We start from the raw sequence: 17046 nt of genomic DNA, 5'->3' as shown, positions 1-17046 counted from the left end.
CCAAAGGACGAATCCTTTAAAACCTTATTGCTTGAGTCGCTTGCCTTGATATTTGGTGATTTGTCACCAACATCAGCAAGCGCCCACATGAATTACCTGATCAAATTGTTAAAGAGCTGTTTCGCTGCTTGGTTACTGTGAAAGTAACCGGCTGCCGTTGATCTGGCTTGCCTCAGCGAGGAAGGCGTATTCTACGCATTTCCTGGTGGTTGTCAAGGGCGTTGTTTTCGATGTAACACTGACCACATCCAAAACCGCTAACTCATTGACAAACCGAAGCTTTTACACTTCATTCACCGCTGGTAACGCTTGGCGTCCCCGGCAGCGGATGCGTACTTTACGGATTCGCTGACGGGTTGGCAAGGGCTTTTTGACAGAAAGTTCAAATAAGCGTCACACGAGCGTAACGTTTCTTACCAGCTTGAATAACATAGCTCTTACCTGTCGCCAGCATAGTGTCTTTGGCAACGACGTCGCCGTCGACTTTAACTCGGCCATTACCCAGCATGTCTTTGGCTTGGGCACTGTTATTCGCAAGCTCAGCTCTATTAAGCACTGCTGCAATAGGTGCTTGCTCACTGCCCTCAAAATCGACCGTGACTTCCGGTAGATCTTCTGGCAGCTCGCCATCAGCCAGTTGATTACCCGCTGACTTGTGCGCACTGGCGGCTGCTTCATCGCCGTGGTAGCGGGCAATTAGCTCACGGGCCAGCTCCATTTTGATATCCCGCGGGTTCGCGCCCTGCTCAACGCTCTGCTTGAGCGCGTCAATCTCTTCGTTCGATTTCAAAGAGAGCAGCTCAAAATAGCGCCACATCAAGCTATCCGGCATGGAGACCAGCTTATTGAACATGGAGCCCGGCGCTTCATCGACACCAATGTAGTTGCCCAGGGACTTCGACATCTTCTGCACGCCGTCTAACCCTTCCAACAGCGGCATGGTAATGACCACCTGGGGCTCCTGGCCGAAGTGTTTTTGAATTTCGCGCCCCATCAGCAGGTTGAACTTCTGGTCAGTGCCGCCCAGCTCCACGTCCGCCTCAAGCGCTACCGAGTCGTAGCCCTGTACCAGCGGGTAGAGAAATTCGTGAATGGCAATGGACTGATTGGCTTTATAGCGCTTTTCAAAGTCATCCCGTTCCAGCATACGGGCGACGGTGCTTTGGGCAGCCAGCTCAATCATTTTGGCAGCGGAGAGCTCGCCAAACCATTCGGCGTTAAAACGTACCTCGGTCTTTTCAGGGTCGAGGATTTTAAACACTTGCTCTTTATAGGTTTCGGCGTTGGCTTTCACATCCTCTTCAGTGAGCGGTTTGCGCGTCACGTTCTTACCGGTAGGGTCACCAATACGCCCGGTAAAGTCACCGATCAAAAAGATAACCGTGTGCCCCAAATCCTGAAACTGGCGCATTTTGGTCAGCAATACGCTGTGCCCCAGGTGTAAGTCAGGGGCCGTGGGATCAAAACCCGCTTTGATACGCAGTTTGCGGCCTGAAGCCAGCTTCTGTTTTAGCTCATCCTCTACCAGGATTTCATGCGTACCCCGCGACAGCAGCGCTAAAGCCTGATCCACCTCACTCATTGCCTCTCTCCACTATAAAGAACCGCCCTTACCGGGCTCAGGTGATAAATAGCCGACGATGTTACCATGCTCGCTCGCCTTGGTTGAGCCTTGGTTTCGCTCTCACCCTGGTTTAGTCTCAGCCCAGCTTTGTACGAGTTCGCTTATGAAAACGCCTACCGCTACGCCGCTTTACTATATTGGCCTGATGTCCGGCACTAGTCTGGACGGTATCGATGCAGCACTTATCGCCATCGAAGGTGATTCGCCGCCGCACCTGTTGGCAACCCATGCCGAACCGATGCCGGACGAGCTTCATCGCCTACTGTTTAAGCTGTGCCATGCAGAGCAGGTCAGTTTTGCGCAGCTCGCAGCAGCGGAACACGCGTTCTGCCAATGCCAGGCCCAAGCCGTGCAGCACTTATTAGCACCCCTTTCAGTGGGTATAGAACAGATCAGTGCTATCGGCAGTCACGGCCAAACCATTGAGCATGCCCCCGCAGGCCACGGCGACGGCCCGGCGTATACACTGCAGTTGGATAATCCAAGCTTGCTGGCAGAACTCACCGGCTGCACGGTGGTCGCCGATTTTCGTCGCAGAGACTTAGCCGCAGGCGGTCAAGCGGCACCGCTGGCACCGGCCTTTCATCAGGCACTATTTGGGCGAGCAGACGCGCATCAGCTGGTACTTAATTTAGGCGGCTTTGCCAACCTCACCTGGCTTTCTAGCCAGCCGACCGATCCAGTGATCGGATTTGATACCGGCCCCGCGAATGTTTTACTGGATGGCTGGTTTGCCTTGCACCAGGGCGGCCGCTTTGACCAGGACGGCGACTGGGCCGCTAGTGGAAAGATAGATGAAGCGCTGTTAGCTCGGTTGTTATCAGAACCGTTTTTCCAGCAACCACCGCCGAGAAGCACAGGGCGTGAGCTGTTTCATCTGGATTGGCTACGAAAACATCTTAGCGGCCAGGAAGCCGCCGCCGATGTTCAGGCGACGCTGGCTGAACTCACCGCCGTCAGTGTCGCTCACGGCATTGAACAACTGCGGATCGGTAGTGGCCCGCTGACGCTGATCACCGCTGGCGGCGGCGCCCACAACGCCTATTTGATGCAGCGCCTTGCCTATCATCTCCCTCGCGCCACGCTCACTTCGCCAGCGGCGTACGGCTGGCCTGAAGACTGGATTGAAGCGGGCGCCTTTGCCTGGTTGGCGCACCAGCGTCTGCACCACCTGCCAGGCAACTTGCCCTCAGTCACCGGCGCGCAGGGCCCCCGGGTATTGGGCGGAATCTATGCCCCCTAACACTCATTGTTTGAATACGCCCCTAGACCTCAAAGAAAAGCAGTGGGTACGTCACAAGGCTTAGGCTTTTATACGAAAAGTCGGCGAGCGAAGGTCAGGCAAGGCAAAAAAACGGCGAAAAAGCGGAGTTTACGGAGTGTAAATGAGCATTTTGATCGGACTCGCGCACGAGCCGTTATTTAACACAGTATGGCCGAGCGCAGGCAGTTTTCGTACAAAGCCTAAATTATTCATCTTTTGCAGCGAGAGTGCCTTTAGCCTGAGCCTGGGCTTCCTCTATGCTTACAACGCCCTCATTGACTAACCGAGACAGCGCGGCATCCAGCGTTTGCATACCCAGGCTACCACCGGTTTGAATGGCTGAGTACATCTGTGCCACTTTGTCTTCGCGGATCAAGTTGCGCACTGCAGAAGTGGCCATGAGGATTTCGTGGGCCGCTACGCGCCCGCCGCCCTGACGTTTAAGCAGCGATTGCGACACCACTGCCTGGAGCGATTCCGAAAGCATGGAGCGCACCATGGCTTTCTCTTCGCTGGGAAAAACATCGATGATCCGGTCGATTGTCTTGACGGCAGAGGTGGTATGCAGCGTTCCCAGCACCAGATGACCGGTTTCAGCAGCGGTCAGTGCTAAGCGGATAGTCTCCAGATCACGCAGCTCGCCGACCAGAATCACATCCGGGTCTTCACGCAGCGCGCTACGCAACGCATCGGCAAAGCTATGGGTGTCGCGATGCACTTCGCGTTGGTTAATCAAACAGCGCTTGCTAACGTGGACAAACTCGACGGGGTCTTCAATGGTGAGAATGTGCTCGTAACGATGATCGTTAATGTAATCGATCATGGCGGCCAGCGTGGTGCTTTTGCCCGACCCCGTTGGCCCAGTCACCAGCACCAGGCCCCGCGGTAACATCGCCAGGCGCTCGAACACCTCACCGAGCCCAAGGGTTTGTATGGAAAGTACTTGATTGGGAATGGTGCGAAACACCGCCCCCGCCCCGCGAGCTTGCGTAAAGGCGTTAACACGAAAGCGGGCGATCCCCGGCACTTCAAAGGAAAAATCAATTTCCAGGTGCTCTTCGTAGTCGCGCCGCTGACGATCATTCATGATGGCGTAGATCAATTTACGCACATCGTTATTATCGATAGCGGGCACATTGAGCCGACGAATATCGCCATCAACACGTATCATGGGCGGCAAACCGGCCGAAAGGTGCAAGTCAGAGGCATTCTGCTTTGCCGAGAATGCTAGCAGTTCGGTAATATCCATCTCTCTTCCCAGCTGCGGTAAGGTGCTTGAGTATGACAGACATCGCGCTTAACGAGTCACTCGGCCATTCATACGCTCAGGCGCTTGAACGCCTGCATAATGCATTAGAAAACGCGGGGCGCGCCCAGGGTGCAGCCAAGCTACTGGCCGTCAGCAAAACCAAGCCTGCGGCGATGATTCGTCAGGTTTGGCAGTTGGGTCAGCGTGAATTTGGTGAAAACTATTTGCAAGAAGCGCTGGAAAAGCAGGCCGAACTTACTGATCTTGACGGCATTGTATGGCATTTCATTGGCCCCCTGCAGTCCAACAAAACCCGCTCTGTGGCCGAGCACTTTGACTGGGTACACAGCGTCGATCGGCTAAAAATTGCCAAACGCCTTAACGAGCAGCGCCCAACGCACCTTGCGCCGCTCAATATCTGCCTGCAGATTAATATCAGCCGAGAAGAGAGCAAAGCTGGTGTGCTGCCCGAGGAGTTAGAGGAATTGGCCAAAGAAGTCGCCACGCTGCCTAATCTGCGCCTGCGCGGTTTAATGGCGATCCCCGCTCCAACAGAGGATATAAGTGCTCAGCGCCAGCCTTTGGCAGCACTACGCGAAGCTTTTACCGCCTTACAAAGCAGCTTGCCAGCCGCGCCCCTTGATACGCTCTCGATGGGCATGAGCGACGATTTAGAAGCAGCGGTGCTGGAAGGCGCCACGCTGGTGCGTTTGGGCACTGCAATTTTCGGCGCTCGCCCATCGGCTTAGACGAAAAGTAGCCCACTTTTTTACGTAGAACACTTTTACTTAAGGGACACCTACCATGGCGAATAAGATTACCTTCATTGGGGCCGGCAATATGGCCAGCGCCATTATCGGCGGCCTAATCGACAGCGGCGTCGCGCCTTCTACTATTACCGCCACCGCGCCGAATGACAGCGAACTGACATCGATTAAACAACGCTTAGGCATCAATACAGACACCGACAACAATGCGGCGGTGGCTGAGGCCGATGTGGTGGTACTCGCGGTGAAGCCACAAATCATGCGCAACGTATGCGAAGCGTTGCGCGACAGCGTTCAGCGCCAGCAGCCGTTGATTATCTCGATTGCTGCCGGCCTGGATGCCGGCACGATCGACCAGTGGCTAGGCGGCCAGAATGCCATGGTACGCTGCATGCCCAATACGCCCTCGTTGGTCGGTTATGGCGCCAGCGGCCTTTACGCCAATGCCAACGTCAGCGATGCCCAGCGTGACGTGGCCACCCAGTTAATGGAAGCGGTCGGCATTGTGGAGTGGGTGGAAGAAGAAGCCCTGTTAGACGCAGTCACCGCTGTTTCTGGTAGCGCCCCGGCCTACTTCTTTCTGATGTTCGAAGCCATGGAAGAAGCCGCAGTTAAACTCGGTCTACCTGCCGCCACCGCGCGCCGTCTGGCTATTCAAACCGCGCTGGGTGCCGCCACCATGGCACAGCAGAGCGATAAAGACCCCGCCACGCTGAAACAGAACGTCATGTCGCCGGGCGGCACCACCGAACGTGCCATTCAACATATGGAAGAGGCACAATTGCGCACCACGATTGCCGACGCCATGCAGGCCTGCGCCGACCGCGCCCAGGCAATGGCCAAGGAACTAAGCGGCAGCTAATGCAGCCATTCGGCTAATCACAGCCTAAGCTACCGGATCATCAAGGAGACATAATAATGGGCAATGAATTGGGCAGTGCAGGGTTAATGCTGGTAAATACCCTCATCAATATTTACCTCTTTTTACTCATGCTGCGCTTCCTGCTGCAAGCGTCGCGGGCAGATTACTACAACCCGTTAAGCCAATCGGTGGTCAAAATCACCCAGCCGGTAGTGGGGCTATTTCAAGGCTTTTTAGGCCCTGTGGCTGGCCGCTTCGACCTCGCCACCTTAGCAGCAGGCTTTGTATTGAAAGTGGCTAGCATCATCGCCATTTTTATGGTGATTGGCGTTGGCATGCCGCCCATTGCTGGACTGCTGATTGCCGGTGCGGCCGCCTTGGCGAATGCAATTTTAAAAATCTACTTCTTCGCCCTGATTGTGATGATTATTTTGAGCTGGGTAGCGCCCAACGCCAGCCATCCAGGTGCGCTGCTGGTTATGCAGTTGGTAGAGCCGATTATGGCCCCGGTACGCAAAGTGATTCCTCCGCTGGGCATGATTGACCTATCGCCTATCGTGGTGTTTATCGCCATTAACCTGATCGATGGTTTGGTGGTCGGCGCCCTGATTCGTGCGGCGGGCATTTCCGGCGCGCTGGTCGGGCTGTGATGGCAACTGCCATCTTCGTATTCTTAGCAAGGAAGCCTCTGATTAACGTAATGAGTGCAGGCCAGACAAGGCAAAAATCAACGAAAAAGCGGAATTTACAGGTTGTAAATGAGCATTTTGAGGCGATTTTTAACGCCGTATGGGCAAGCGCAATAGTTAATCAGAGGTTTACAGGATCTACTTCAGTCGCCCTCTTTCAGCAGGACTAGCGCCTTCAATGCCTGACTCAGATACGCTTGCATTTGCAGACCGACCGGCGGGCTCCGTCGGAGTGGTCACCCCGCACGTGGCACGCTTCGACACGCCGCTAGCTCTCGCCTGCGGCAAAGTGCTGCCTGCCTACGAGCTGATTTACGAAACCTACGGCACATTGAATGCCGATCGCAGTAACGCGGTACTGATTTGCCACGCGCTCTCGGGTCACCACCACGCCGCGGGCTACCACAGCGAAGAAGACCGCAAGCCCGGCTGGTGGGATGCCCATATTGGCCCCGGCAAAGCGATCGACACCAACCGCTTTTTTGTTGTGTCGCTTAATAACCTGGGGGGCTGCCATGGTAGCACCGGGCCGGTCAGTCATAACCCCGACACCGGCCGCCAGTGGGGGCCTGAGTTCCCCATGGTCACGGTGAGCGATTGGGTGGCCAGCCAAGCGCGGCTTGCCGACCACCTGGGGATTGAGCGCTGGGCCGCCGCGGTGGGCGGCAGCCTGGGGGGCATGCAGGTGATGCAATGGACAATGACCTACCCAGAGCGGGTGGCTAATGCGGTGGTGATTGCCGCCACGCCACGGCTCTCGGCGCAAAATATCGCTTTCAACGAAGTAGCCCGTCAGGCGATTCGCTCTGATCCGGAGTTTTTTGACGGCTGGTATGCCGAGCACGACACCGTACCCAAACGCGGGCTTAAGCTCGCGCGCATGGTGGGCCATATCACCTATCTGTCCGAAGACGCCATGGGCAGCAAGTTTGGCCGCGATTTGCGTAGCGACGACCTTAACTTCGGCTTTGACGTTGAGTTTCAGGTGGAGTCCTACTTGCGCTATCAGGGCGACACTTTCTCCACCGCCTTTGATGCCAATACTTACCTGCTGATGACCAAAGCGCTGGACTACTTTGACCCATCCGCGACCCAAGGGGGCGACTTAGCCAAAGCCCTGGCCCCAGCGCAGTGCCCGTTTTTGATTGTTAGCTTTACCACCGACTGGCGCTTTCCCCCCTCGCGCTCCCGCGAGCTGGTCGATGCGCTCATTCGTGCGGGCAAAGCGGTTAGCTACGCCAACATCGACTCGCCCCATGGGCACGATGCTTTCTTACTCTCAGAGCCGCGCTACGACGCCATCTTCAGCGCTTTTATGAACCGCGCTGCCGGCGAGCTTAACCTCGCCGAAGTGGGTAAAGATGAAGCAAGCGAAGATGCAACGAGCTCAGAGGAGACGCCATGATGCGCGCCGATCTTGAACTGATTTATGACTGGGTGCCCGAAGGGGCGCACGTGCTCGACCTCGCCTGTGGCGACGGCGAGCTGCTTGAGACCCTGGCGAACAATAAAGGCGTGACTGGCTATGGCTTAGAGATCGATCATGACGGCATTAATGCCTGCGTCGCCCGGGGCGTCAGCGTGATTGAGCACAACCTGGATGACGGTTTAAGCAGCTTCTGCGATAACAGTTATGACCAGGTAATCATGACCCAGGCGCTTCAGGCGCTGCGCCGTCCGGACAAGATGCTCGATGAAATGCTGCGTGTCGCCGAAGAGGGCATCATCACTTTCCCCAACTTCGCCTACTGGCGCCACCGTGTGCATTTGGGTCTGCGCGGCTATATGCCGGTATCCAAATCGCTGCCCCACGCCTGGTACGACACGCCCAACATCCATCTCTCTACGTTCAACGACTTTGAGCATCTGTGCCGCGAGAAGGGCTTGATGATTGTTGATCGCGCGGTGGGTGTAGGGGATCATCAAGGCCACTGGAAATCGCGGCTATGGCCCAATCTATTTGGTGAAATTGCCATTTTCCGCGTTCGTCGCCGCTAGATATTCATCGCGCTTAAACTCAATCCGAGGAGCCACGCCATGTTACGCAGATTAATGATGAGTGCCGCCCTTGTCGGCATGCTCTTCGCCGCCGCTGGGGCCCTCGCTGAGCAGTTCGTCAGCGTGGGCGATTACGAGATTCACTACAGCGCGGTGAACAGCAGCTTTTTGACTCCGGAAGTGGCCCAAGCGAACAACCTCCAGCGCAGCGCCAACCGCGGTCTGGTTAATGTAAGCGTTCGCGAGCGCCAGGAGGATGGCAGTACCCGCCCCGTTAACGCCAGCGTACAGGGCCACGTTAGCGGCTTGACGGGCGCTCAGGAGTCACTCAGCTTTCGCACCGTGCATGACGGCGATGCGACCTACCACCTGGCGCCTTTTACCATGCGCGAAGATGAAAGCATGCGCTTTGAGCTAAGCGTGCGCTACGACCGCAACGCCGCCCCCGAGCCGGTTAACTTTATTCAGCGTTTTTATATTGATCGTTAAACCGTACAGGCAGGCTGCGGGTTAACCGCACTCCAATGGGGCGCTCTTGCTCCCGCACCACCTCAATACCATAGGCCAGCACTTCCACTCCGCTGGCCGAGGCCTCCGCTAGGGCTGCCGCGTAAGTCGCGTCAATATGGGCTGCGGCGGCCACGTCAGCTATGCCTTCGTGGGCGACACAAAACAGCAGCACCGCCCGTTCGCCCTGCTCTGTCAGCACTCGCAGCGAATGCAGATGCTTGGTACCGCGCACGCTCACCGAGTCCGGAAAGTAGCCGTGGCCGTCCTGCTCTTTGAGGGTGACCTGCTTCACCTCGATATACGCCCGCCCCCGCTCTGGGTCATCCAGCCTAAAATCGAGGCGGGCGTCGGCCACTTTCACCTCCCGGCGCAGAGTGGCGTAGCCTGCCAACGGTGCCAAAGCCCCCGCCTCCAGCGCCGCTTCCACGATGCGGTTAGCGCGGCCGGTATGCACCGAGGCGAGCGCCACCTGCCCATCTGCCTGGGGCAGCTCGATAAACTCCCACGTCCAGGCAAGCTTGCGCTTGGGGTTATCGCTGGGTGACAACCACACTCGGCACCCTGGCACGTTCACCGCCTTCATCGAGCCGGTATTGGGGCAGTGGGCGACGACTTCGCGACCATCATCCAAACGCACATCGGCGAGAAAGCGCTTATAACGCTTGATCAGCGTGCCCGGCACCAGCGCCGGATAAGTCAGCATCACAGCCTGCCCACAAAGCGTGTAATCCGCGCCACCGCCTCTTCCAGCCGGGCCACATCATTGGTGAACGCAATGCGCACATGGTGTTCGCCGCCACGTACAGCAAAATCAATACCCGGGGTAATCGCCACGTTTTCTTCCTGCAGCAGGCGCTCGCAGAAGGCCTGGCTATCGCGGCTGTAGCGGGAGATATCCAGCCACAAATAAAACGCCCCCTGGGGCGGGAGATCCGGTGCCAGCCCCAAGCCTGCAAGGCCCTCTAGCAGCACTTGGCGGCGCTCTTTCAGGGTTTCACGGCGCTGTTCAAGAACACCACGACACTCGGGCGTAAACGCCGCCAGGGCGGCATGCTGCGAAGGCGTCGGCGCGGCCAGAAACATGTTCTGCGCCAGCCGCGTTAATGGCTCCACTGCATGCTCTGGCGCCACCAGCCAGCCCAAGCGCCAGCCGGTCATGCCAAAATATTTTGAAAAGCTGTTGACCACAAAGGCGTTGGCGGAGAGCGAGGTCGCTGAGAGCGGTGCATCGTCGTAATTGAGGCCCTGGTAAATCTCATCGACGATGACCTCGCCTTCGCGCTCAGCGACCGCTGCCAGCACTGCTGAGAGCTGTTGCGCACTCAACGTGTGGCCGGTAGGGTTAGAGGGCGACGCCAACATCGCCAGGCTTGTGTCCTCACGCCAATGCTGGGCGACCAGGGCAGCGTCCAACTGCCAGCCGCTATCTCGCCCCACGGATACCGCATCAATCTCAGCGCCAGCTAGCGCCATAAAGTGACGATTGCAAGGGTAGTTCGGATCAGCCATCAGCACCCGCGAGCCGGTTTCGACTAATAGCTGGCTTGCCAGCAGCAGTGCCCCTGACGCCCCGGGCGTTACCAAGATACGTGCAGGATCAACCGTAGCGTTAAAGTGCTCTGCATAGTGCCCGGCGATCGCCTCACGCAGCGCGGGCAGCCCAGCTGCTGGGGTGTAGCGGGTATGGCCACTGGCCAACGCCTGCTGCCCGGCAGCGATAATTGGCTCGGGGGTAGCAAAATCCGGCTCGCCTACTTCCAGGTGAATCACATCGTGGCCGGCGGCTTCCCGCGCCTGGGCCATTTCCAGCAAATGCATGACCCGAAAAGGGGCAACGTGATCGACACGCGAATTCCAGGCCATAACGGCTCCTTCATCTAATCATTTTTGAAACTGGACAAATATTGAAAAACTAACTAAAACATGGCGCTAGTCATATTCAAGGCCAAACATTCATCGAAAGCTCACCATTATGCTTGCAACCCAGTCATTTTTCAGCTAAACAAGCATCCCTTTGGCGTGAGATCGTGACAATCGCTCATGGTCGATCAGTAGTCACATATGTAAGGGGCAGTCCCATGCCAGTAGCAGAAAAGAAACCGGAAGCGTCCAAGTCCTTCACACCGTATGAGCCAGCGCCGGGTGAAGAGTATATGAACGAGCAGCAGCTAGCGCACTTCCGTCAGCTGCTGCTGGATTGGAAACAGGATCTCATGGAAGAGGTGGATCGTACCGTACGCCACCTGCAGGAAGATGCGAACAACTACGCCGACCCCGCCGACCGTGCTACCCAGGAAGAGGGCTTTAGCCTGGAACTGCGTACCCGGGATCGCGAGCGTAAGCTGCTCAAGAAAATTAACGAGACGCTAGATAACATCGATGATGATGATTATGGCTTCTGCGAAGCCTGCGGCGTTGAAATCGGCATTCGTCGTTTAGAAGCTCGCCCCACCGCCACCCTTTGTGTGGATTGCAAAACCCTGGCGGAACTCAAAGAGAAACAGCTAGGCGGCTGAGCACTAAAAGACCGTGCTACTCGAACGCGGGCACCTTAGGGTGCCCGTTTTTGTGAATGGCTTTTTGTGAACAATCAGCCCCTTTCAACAACGACGCTAATATGAATGACTTTGCTCGCTACCGCGGTCGCTTTGCCCCTACGCCCTCTGGCCCGCTGCACTTTGGCTCTTTGGTCGCCGCCTTAGGCAGCTATTTAGATGCCCGCGCGGCCGATGGGCAGTGGCTGGTGCGCATTGAAGATATCGACCCACCGCGCTGCCCTGAAGGTGCGGCGAGCACTATCCTTCGCCAGCTGGAAACCTTCGGGCTGGAGTGGGACGAAGCGGTAATGTGGCAGCACACTCGCGGCGATGCTTACCAACAGGCGCTTGACCAGCTTGTCCAACTCGGCCTGGCCTATCCCTGCAGCTGTTCGCGCAAGCAGTGGCAGGCGTTTGTTATCTACCCCGGCTGGTGCCGCGATGGCGTTTGCGATGCGAATAAACCGGTGGCCTGGCGGCTGCGCAGCGACCGTGGCGAACGCCCTATCCGCTGGCAAGACCGGCTGTTCGGCGAGCAGCAGTTTGACCCGGCTGAACTAGGCGATGTGGTATTAAAGCGCAAAGATGACCTATGGGCGTATCAGCTCGCCGTGGTAGTGGATGACGCCGAGCAGCAGATTACCGATGTGGTACGCGGGCTTGATTTGCTCGATAACACCCCTTGGCAGCGCCAATTGCAGAGCGCACTTCAGCTACCGCAGCCGCGTTACCTGCATCTGCCACTCATTGTGACCGCTGAAGGGCAAAAGCTCTCCAAGCAAAACCTGGCCCCGGCCCTGGCAGAAGACGAGCAGAAAGTGCGCCAGCAGCTCTTTCAGGCGCTGGAAGCGCTTGATCAAGCGCCGCCACAAGAACTGGCCTCAGAGCCCCCCGCGACTCAGCTACACTGGGCGGTAGCGAACTGGTCGTTGGCACGTTTAAACCCAACGGCACACCGTTTAAATCCCTCTTCACCTCCAGTAGGAGATTGATATGTATGTCTATCGCATCATGCTGTTTTTGGTGTTTGGCGGCTACCTGCTCTCTCCGCTGCTGATGAATGGCTGGAGCGACCCTGAGGCCGCCTGGTACCGGCCGTTTGCGATTTGGGGTGGGTTGATTGCGTTAACCCTCTGGCTGGAGCAGAAGAGAAAGCTTGATGAACGTTGAGATGCACGTTGAGATAGTCGGCGTCCTACTGCTTGGGCTAGGCTACCTGGCACTGCTGTTTGGCTGCGGTTTTGCGGTAGAGCGCGGCTGGGTGCCGGTGCGTATTACCCGCCACCCGATTGTTTACACCCTTGCCCTGGGTGTTTATGCCAGCGCCTGGGCGATTTACGGCAGCGTGGAAATGGCTGCCCACGCGGGGTTTGGCTTCCTCGCCTACTACCTGGGCGCAGCGGGCGCCTTCTTGCTCGCCCCTGTGCTACTGGTGCCCATCCAGCGCATCACCCGCACCTATCAACTAACGTCATTGGCGGATCTGTTTGCCTTTCGCTTTCGCTCTCGTTGGGCGGGTACGCTGGTCACCATCGTCAGTCTACTGGCGGTGCTGCCACTGCTCGGCATTCAAGTCCAAACCCTGGGCGAAGCCATCAATATCATCACCGCCAGCCAAGCGGGAGGTAGCGTTGCGCTACTTTTTTGCGCCGTGATTGCCGCCTTTGCGGTTATTTTCGGTGCGCGCCACAGTCAGTCTCACGGCCGCCACGACACTCTGCTTAGCGCCATTGCGTTTGAATCCATTGTTAAACTGCTAGCCATGCTGGGGCTCGGCGTGGTGGCGTTATGGATGGTGTTTGACGGCCCAGGCGACCTGCAGCTGTGGCTGGAAGGCCCTGGCGCTCTCCTCCAACAACAGACACCCAAGCTTGACCCGGCCCAGTGGCGAACCCTTCTGCTGCTGTTTTTTGCGGCGGCGTTTATGATGCCGCATCTGTTTCATATCAGTTTTTCAGAAAGTCTATCCCGGCATACCCTGCTACAAGCGAGCTGGGCGCTGCCGCTTTTCCTGCTATTAATGGCGCTACCCGTGCCGTTGATTTGGTGGGCCGCGCAGTCGGTCAATCCCGACATACCCATCGCCGCCTATGCCGCCTACCTAATGACCGAGCACTGGTGGGTAGGGGCACTGGCGTTTATCGGCGGGCTAGCCGCCGCCAGCGGCACCATGATTATGATTGCCCTGGCGCTTTCCGGCATGGTGCTTAATCATATTGTACTGGTAGCGAGGCCCCCGGAAGCGCGCAGTGATCTCTACGGCTGGCTGCTGTGGCTGCGCCGAGGGCTAGTGGTCGCTGTGATTATCAGCGGCTGGGTGTTTTACCAGTGGGTAGGTCGCCATCATGGGCTTATCGGTTTGGGATTAGCCGCATTTGTGGGGATGGCCCAGTGCCTGCCGGGCATGCTGGCGCTGCTCTACTGGCCGGGCGCTAACCGTAAAGGCATGATTATTGGCCTCATCGCAGGCGTCGGCGTATGGCTATGGGGGCTATGGCTGCCGCTCATGTTCTCGCTACCCGTACCGACGCTACCCTTTACCCCGCTTACCGACACTGGTGCGCCGGTTTGGTACAACGTCACGCTGCTCTCGTTAGCGGTCAATATCCTGCTGTTGATTGTGATATCGCTGTTTACGCGTATTTCTGAAGGTGAGCAGTCCGCCGCGGAAGCGTGCTCCGTCGATGCCGTTATCCGCTCCAAGCGCTTTCCACTGGAAGCCGCCACGGCGAGCGATTTTTCGACTCACTTAGCCCATGCCCTCGGCGATGAGGCGGCTAGCCGTGAAGTGAAGCGGGCATTGCAAGCACTCAATTTAACGCCCCAGGAGCGCCGGCCCTACGCGCTGCGTCGCTTGCGTGACCGTATTCAGGCCAATCTCTCGGGCCTAATGGGCCCATCGGTGGCACGGGATATTGTTGATCGCTATCTACCCTACCGCCACGACGACACCCCTGAAACCGACGATATTCATTTTGTCGAGAGCCGCTTGGAAGCCTACCGGTCACGCCTGACAGGGTTAGCCCGTGAACTCGACGGTTTGCGCCGCCATCATCGCCAAACCCTGGCGTATTTACCGGTGGGGCTGTGTGTTCTGGGCGATGATGATGAGCTGCTAATGTGGAATCAGGCGCTCTCTCAACTCTCGGGTATTAGCGGTGAAAGCGTGATCGGTTCACGTCGCGACAGCCTGCCTGCCCCCTGGCCCAGCCTACTCGGCGGCGTGCTGGAAACCACGTCAACACCGCTCTACAAACAGGCGGTCACGCTGCACGGTAAAGACTATTTTTTGACCCTGCACAAAGCGATTCTCAGCGGTAGTGACAGCCGTGGCGGCAGCGTTATTCTGATTGAAGACCATACCGAAATGAAGTGGTTAGAAGATGAGTTGGTGCATGCAGCACGCCTTGCCTCCATCGGCCAGTTAGCCGCTGGGGTCGCCCACGAAATTGGCAACCCGATTACCGGCATCTCGTCGCTGGCGCAAAACCTCCGCTACGACACCAACGATCCCGCCCTGCTGGAGACCGCCGACCAAATCCAGCAGCTAACCCAGCGGGTCACCAAAATCGTTAACTCACTGGTTGGTTTTGCCCATGGGGGACGCCAATCGGTACCGCTCCCTGCCTCACCTGTGGCACTTGCATCCATTAGCGAAGATGCACTGCACTTGATCCACCTCGCCCGCTCGGGAGAGGATGTTACCTTAACCAATGAAACGCCTGACGACGTGGTGGTGCGCGGCGATGCCCAGCGATTAACGCAAGTGATGGTCAACCTGCTGAGCAATGCCCGGGATGCCTGCGGCCAAGGGGGAGAAGTTCACATGACCGCAGGGCGCCACGAGCAGCTTGCATGGTGGCGGATAACCGATAACGGTCAGGGCATCGACCCACGAGTGCGCGAGCACCTATTCGAGCCCTTTACCACCACCAAACCCGCCGGCGAGGGCACCGGTCTGGGCCTTTCATTGGCCTACCAGATTATCAATGAGCACCAGGGTAAAATAGACGTGGCTTCGCCACCCCCCGGACAGCCTCGCGGCACGGCCATTACGTTATGGCTGCCGCTTTACCAACAGGATGATCAGCCAACCCATGCCCAGGATTCTGATTGTTGAAGATGAAGCGATTATTCGCAGCGCGCTAAAGCGCCTTCTGGAACGCCACGACTATACGGTCAGCGAAGCAGGCAGCGCTGAGGAGGCCAGCCAGCTTGAGCTCGCAGGGTTCGACCTCATCATCAGCGACCTGCGTCTGCCGGGCGAACCGGGCACCTCGCTGATCACCGCCGCAGCCCCCGTGCCGGTATTGATCATGACCAGCTACGCCAGCATGCGCTCTGCGGTGGAAGCGCTCAAACAGGGGGCCGTGGACTACGTTGCCAAGCCCTTTGACCACGCGGAGCTATTGGAGACCGTTGAGCGGATCCTGCACAAGCAGTCGATGCAGCAGAGTCCGCCCCCGGATATCACCGATGCAGGCGGCAGCCGGCAAACCATGATCGGCAACTGCGTTGCCATGCAGCAGGTCTACACCCGCATTAGTAAAACCGCCCCGGCCGATGTCACCGTATTGATTCTTGGCGAGTCAGGTACCGGCAAGGAGCTGGTGGCACGCGCCATTCACCAGCAGAGCAAGCGCGCCAAGGCACCATTGATCTGCGTCAACTGCGCGGCGATTCCTGAAACGCTGATCGAATCAGAGCTGTTTGGCCATGAGAAAGGCGCTTTTACCGGCGCCAGCGCTGCGCGCACCGGGTTAGTCGAAGCCGCTGATGGCGGTACGCTATTTTTGGATGAGATTGGTGAACTACCGCTGGATGCCCAGGCGCGTCTGCTGCGCGTTCTTCAAGAGGGTGAAATCCGTAAAATTGGCTCGGTGGAAACCCGCCACGTCAATGTCCGCCTGATTGCAGCCACCCATCGTGACCTGCGAGCACTGTCAAAAACCGGCGAGTTCCGCCTTGATCTTTACTACCGACTGAACGTGATGCAGATCGAGCTGCCGCCGCTGCGCGAGCGCGAGGATGACGTGCTTGAGATCGCCGACATTCTGCTCGACAAGGCGTGTAAGCGCCACGAACGCACGGGCCTGCGTTTGTCCCGCGCAGCCCGCCAGGATCTGCGCGACTACCCTTGGCCGGGTAACGTTCGCGAGCTGGAGAATGCCCTTGAGCGCGGAGTGATTCTTGCCGAGGGGCATCTGATCCATCCGGATGACCTGGGTCTAGCGCCGACCACCCCACGCCCCCATCCGTCCTCTGGCTCGTCCAGCACACCTGCTGCCAGTGGTGGCGGTGATAAAAGTGCTGAAGAGAATGAAGATGATCTCTCTTTAGAAGATTATTTTCAGCACTTTGTCCTCGAACACCAAGACCAAATGAGTGAAACCGAATTGGCACAAAAACTGGGCATTAGCCGTAAAAACCTTTGGGAACGACGCCAGCGGCTTGGCATACCGCGCAAAAAAACCGCCCGGCGCCCAGGTTAAGCACCTGGGCATTCCCATTCCCTCCTGTCTCCACACCACCCCTACGACCATCGT

Annotated in this window: 16 protein-coding genes; 12 read left to right on the top strand and 4 right to left on the bottom strand. The window is 57.5% G+C overall.

Annotated elements, in window-relative coordinates:
• Nucleotides 1-382: 382 nt before the first annotated feature.
• On the bottom strand, nt 383-1582 hold the full coding sequence (tyrS, locus tag ACW17M_RS18930) for a tyrosine--tRNA ligase (RefSeq protein ID WP_009287950.1): 1200 nt from the start codon (nt 1580-1582) through the stop codon (nt 383-385).
• 145 nt (nt 1583-1727) lie between these two features.
• Between tyrS and ACW17M_RS18925 the strand changes: the two genes are divergently transcribed.
• Nucleotides 1728-2867 (top strand): anhydro-N-acetylmuramic acid kinase, encoded by a 1140-nt coding sequence (locus ACW17M_RS18925; RefSeq protein WP_233974665.1) that lies wholly within the window; start codon nt 1728-1730, stop codon nt 2865-2867.
• A 226-nt stretch (nt 2868-3093) separates the two neighbouring features.
• Here the strand turns inward: ACW17M_RS18925 and ACW17M_RS18920 are convergent, their stop codons facing one another.
• On the bottom strand, nt 3094-4137 hold the full coding sequence (locus tag ACW17M_RS18920) for a type IV pilus twitching motility protein PilT (protein WP_138801351.1): 1044 nt from the start codon (nt 4135-4137) through the stop codon (nt 3094-3096).
• A 32-nt stretch (nt 4138-4169) separates the two neighbouring features.
• Here ACW17M_RS18920 and ACW17M_RS18915 point away from each other — a divergent pair, with 32 nt between their 5' ends.
• From ACW17M_RS18915 to ACW17M_RS18890, 6 genes are all read left to right on the top strand, one after another.
• On the top strand, nt 4170-4886 hold the full coding sequence (locus tag ACW17M_RS18915; protein WP_230805521.1) for a YggS family pyridoxal phosphate-dependent enzyme: 717 nt from the start codon (nt 4170-4172) through the stop codon (nt 4884-4886).
• A gap of 55 nt (nt 4887-4941) precedes the next feature.
• On the top strand, nt 4942-5766 hold the full coding sequence (gene proC, locus ACW17M_RS18910) for a pyrroline-5-carboxylate reductase (protein WP_457547941.1): 825 nt from the start codon (nt 4942-4944) through the stop codon (nt 5764-5766).
• Nucleotides 5767-5822: 56 nt separating this feature from the next.
• Nucleotides 5823-6416 (top strand): YggT family protein, encoded by a 594-nt coding sequence (locus ACW17M_RS18905; RefSeq protein WP_009287945.1) that lies wholly within the window; start codon nt 5823-5825, stop codon nt 6414-6416.
• 217 nt (nt 6417-6633) lie between these two features.
• Nucleotides 6634-7860, top strand: a complete 1227-nt coding sequence (gene metX, locus ACW17M_RS18900; RefSeq protein WP_009287944.1) for a homoserine O-succinyltransferase MetX — start codon at nt 6634-6636, stop codon at nt 7858-7860.
• Nucleotides 7860-8453: a methionine biosynthesis protein MetW gene (gene metW, locus ACW17M_RS18895; RefSeq protein WP_027958266.1), complete on the top strand. Its 594-nt coding sequence runs from the start codon at nt 7860-7862 to the stop codon at nt 8451-8453. Before metX ends, metW begins: the two co-directional genes overlap by 1 nt.
• Before the next feature lie 39 nt (nt 8454-8492).
• Entirely contained in the window at nt 8493-8942 is a 450-nt protein-coding gene (locus ACW17M_RS18890; protein ID WP_342584971.1) for a DUF4426 domain-containing protein, read from the top strand.
• Here ACW17M_RS18890 and sfsA read toward each other — a convergent pair.
• Together sfsA and ACW17M_RS18880 are read right to left on the bottom strand one after the other, a co-directional pair.
• Complete coding sequence (gene sfsA, locus ACW17M_RS18885; protein WP_196518082.1) at nt 8914-9666, bottom strand: DNA/RNA nuclease SfsA; 753 nt, start codon at nt 9664-9666, stop codon at nt 8914-8916. The genes ACW17M_RS18890 and sfsA overlap by 29 nt on opposite strands.
• A complete protein-coding gene (locus tag ACW17M_RS18880) occupies nt 9666-10826 on the bottom strand; it encodes an aminotransferase class I/II-fold pyridoxal phosphate-dependent enzyme (RefSeq protein ID WP_457547940.1) in 1161 nt (386 codons plus the stop codon). Before ACW17M_RS18880 ends, sfsA begins: the two co-directional genes overlap by 1 nt.
• Nucleotides 10827-11041: 215 nt before the next feature.
• Here ACW17M_RS18880 and dksA point away from each other — a divergent pair, with 215 nt between their 5' ends.
• From dksA to ACW17M_RS18855, 5 genes are all read left to right on the top strand, one after another.
• The gene (gene dksA, locus ACW17M_RS18875; RefSeq protein WP_007111809.1) at nt 11042-11479 is read left to right on the top strand and encodes an RNA polymerase-binding protein DksA; all 438 of its coding nucleotides are present in this window, start codon (nt 11042-11044) and stop codon (nt 11477-11479) included.
• A 101-nt stretch (nt 11480-11580) separates the two neighbouring features.
• Nucleotides 11581-12492, top strand: a complete 912-nt coding sequence (gluQRS, locus tag ACW17M_RS18870; protein WP_230805515.1) for a tRNA glutamyl-Q(34) synthetase GluQRS — start codon at nt 11581-11583, stop codon at nt 12490-12492.
• Nucleotide 12493: 1 nt separating this feature from the next.
• The gene (locus ACW17M_RS18865; RefSeq protein WP_007111811.1) at nt 12494-12670 is read left to right on the top strand and encodes a hypothetical protein; all 177 of its coding nucleotides are present in this window, start codon (nt 12494-12496) and stop codon (nt 12668-12670) included.
• 1 nt (nt 12671) lies between these two features.
• Nucleotides 12672-15620 (top strand): ATP-binding protein, encoded by a 2949-nt coding sequence (locus ACW17M_RS18860; RefSeq protein WP_141441472.1) that lies wholly within the window; start codon nt 12672-12674, stop codon nt 15618-15620.
• On the top strand, nt 15598-16992 hold the full coding sequence (locus ACW17M_RS18855; RefSeq protein ID WP_027958260.1) for a sigma-54-dependent transcriptional regulator: 1395 nt from the start codon (nt 15598-15600) through the stop codon (nt 16990-16992). The genes ACW17M_RS18860 and ACW17M_RS18855 overlap by 23 nt, the downstream gene beginning before the upstream one ends.
• Nucleotides 16993-17046 lie beyond the last annotated feature (54 nt).

This window comes from Vreelandella sp. 2A-K22 (genome assembly GCF_054065485.1).
Note: the sequence above shows the minus strand (reverse complement) of the source record. Positions and strands in the feature narration are given on the sequence as shown.

Excerpts from the sequence above, each read along its gene's own strand:
- ACW17M_RS18890 (WP_342584971.1), top strand. The coding sequence starts at position 8,493 with ATGTTACGCAGATTAATGATGAGTGCCGCCCTTGTCGGCATGCTCTTC.
- gluQRS (WP_230805515.1), top strand. The coding sequence starts at position 11,581 with ATGAATGACTTTGCTCGCTACCGCGGTCGCTTTGCCCCTACGCCCTCT.
- ACW17M_RS18925 (WP_233974665.1), top strand. The coding sequence starts at position 1,728 with ATGAAAACGCCTACCGCTACGCCGCTTTACTATATTGGCCTGATGTCC.
- dksA (WP_007111809.1), top strand. The coding sequence starts at position 11,042 with ATGCCAGTAGCAGAAAAGAAACCGGAAGCGTCCAAGTCCTTCACACCG.
- ACW17M_RS18920 (WP_138801351.1), bottom strand. The coding sequence starts at position 4,137 with ATGGATATTACCGAACTGCTAGCATTCTCGGCAAAGCAGAATGCCTCT.
- ACW17M_RS18905 (WP_009287945.1), top strand. The coding sequence starts at position 5,823 with ATGGGCAATGAATTGGGCAGTGCAGGGTTAATGCTGGTAAATACCCTC.
- sfsA (WP_196518082.1), bottom strand. The coding sequence starts at position 9,666 with ATGCTGACTTATCCGGCGCTGGTGCCGGGCACGCTGATCAAGCGTTAT.
- ACW17M_RS18915 (WP_230805521.1), top strand. The coding sequence starts at position 4,170 with ATGACAGACATCGCGCTTAACGAGTCACTCGGCCATTCATACGCTCAG.
- ACW17M_RS18880 (WP_457547940.1), bottom strand. The coding sequence starts at position 10,826 with ATGGCCTGGAATTCGCGTGTCGATCACGTTGCCCCTTTTCGGGTCATG.
- ACW17M_RS18865 (WP_007111811.1), top strand. The coding sequence starts at position 12,494 with ATGTATGTCTATCGCATCATGCTGTTTTTGGTGTTTGGCGGCTACCTG.
- tyrS (WP_009287950.1), bottom strand. The coding sequence starts at position 1,582 with ATGAGTGAGGTGGATCAGGCTTTAGCGCTGCTGTCGCGGGGTACGCAT.
- ACW17M_RS18855 (WP_027958260.1), top strand. The coding sequence starts at position 15,598 with ATGCCCAGGATTCTGATTGTTGAAGATGAAGCGATTATTCGCAGCGCG.
- proC (WP_457547941.1), top strand. The coding sequence starts at position 4,942 with ATGGCGAATAAGATTACCTTCATTGGGGCCGGCAATATGGCCAGCGCC.
- metW (WP_027958266.1), top strand. The coding sequence starts at position 7,860 with ATGCGCGCCGATCTTGAACTGATTTATGACTGGGTGCCCGAAGGGGCG.
- metX (WP_009287944.1), top strand. The coding sequence starts at position 6,634 with ATGCCTGACTCAGATACGCTTGCATTTGCAGACCGACCGGCGGGCTCC.
- ACW17M_RS18860 (WP_141441472.1), top strand. The coding sequence starts at position 12,672 with ATGCACGTTGAGATAGTCGGCGTCCTACTGCTTGGGCTAGGCTACCTG.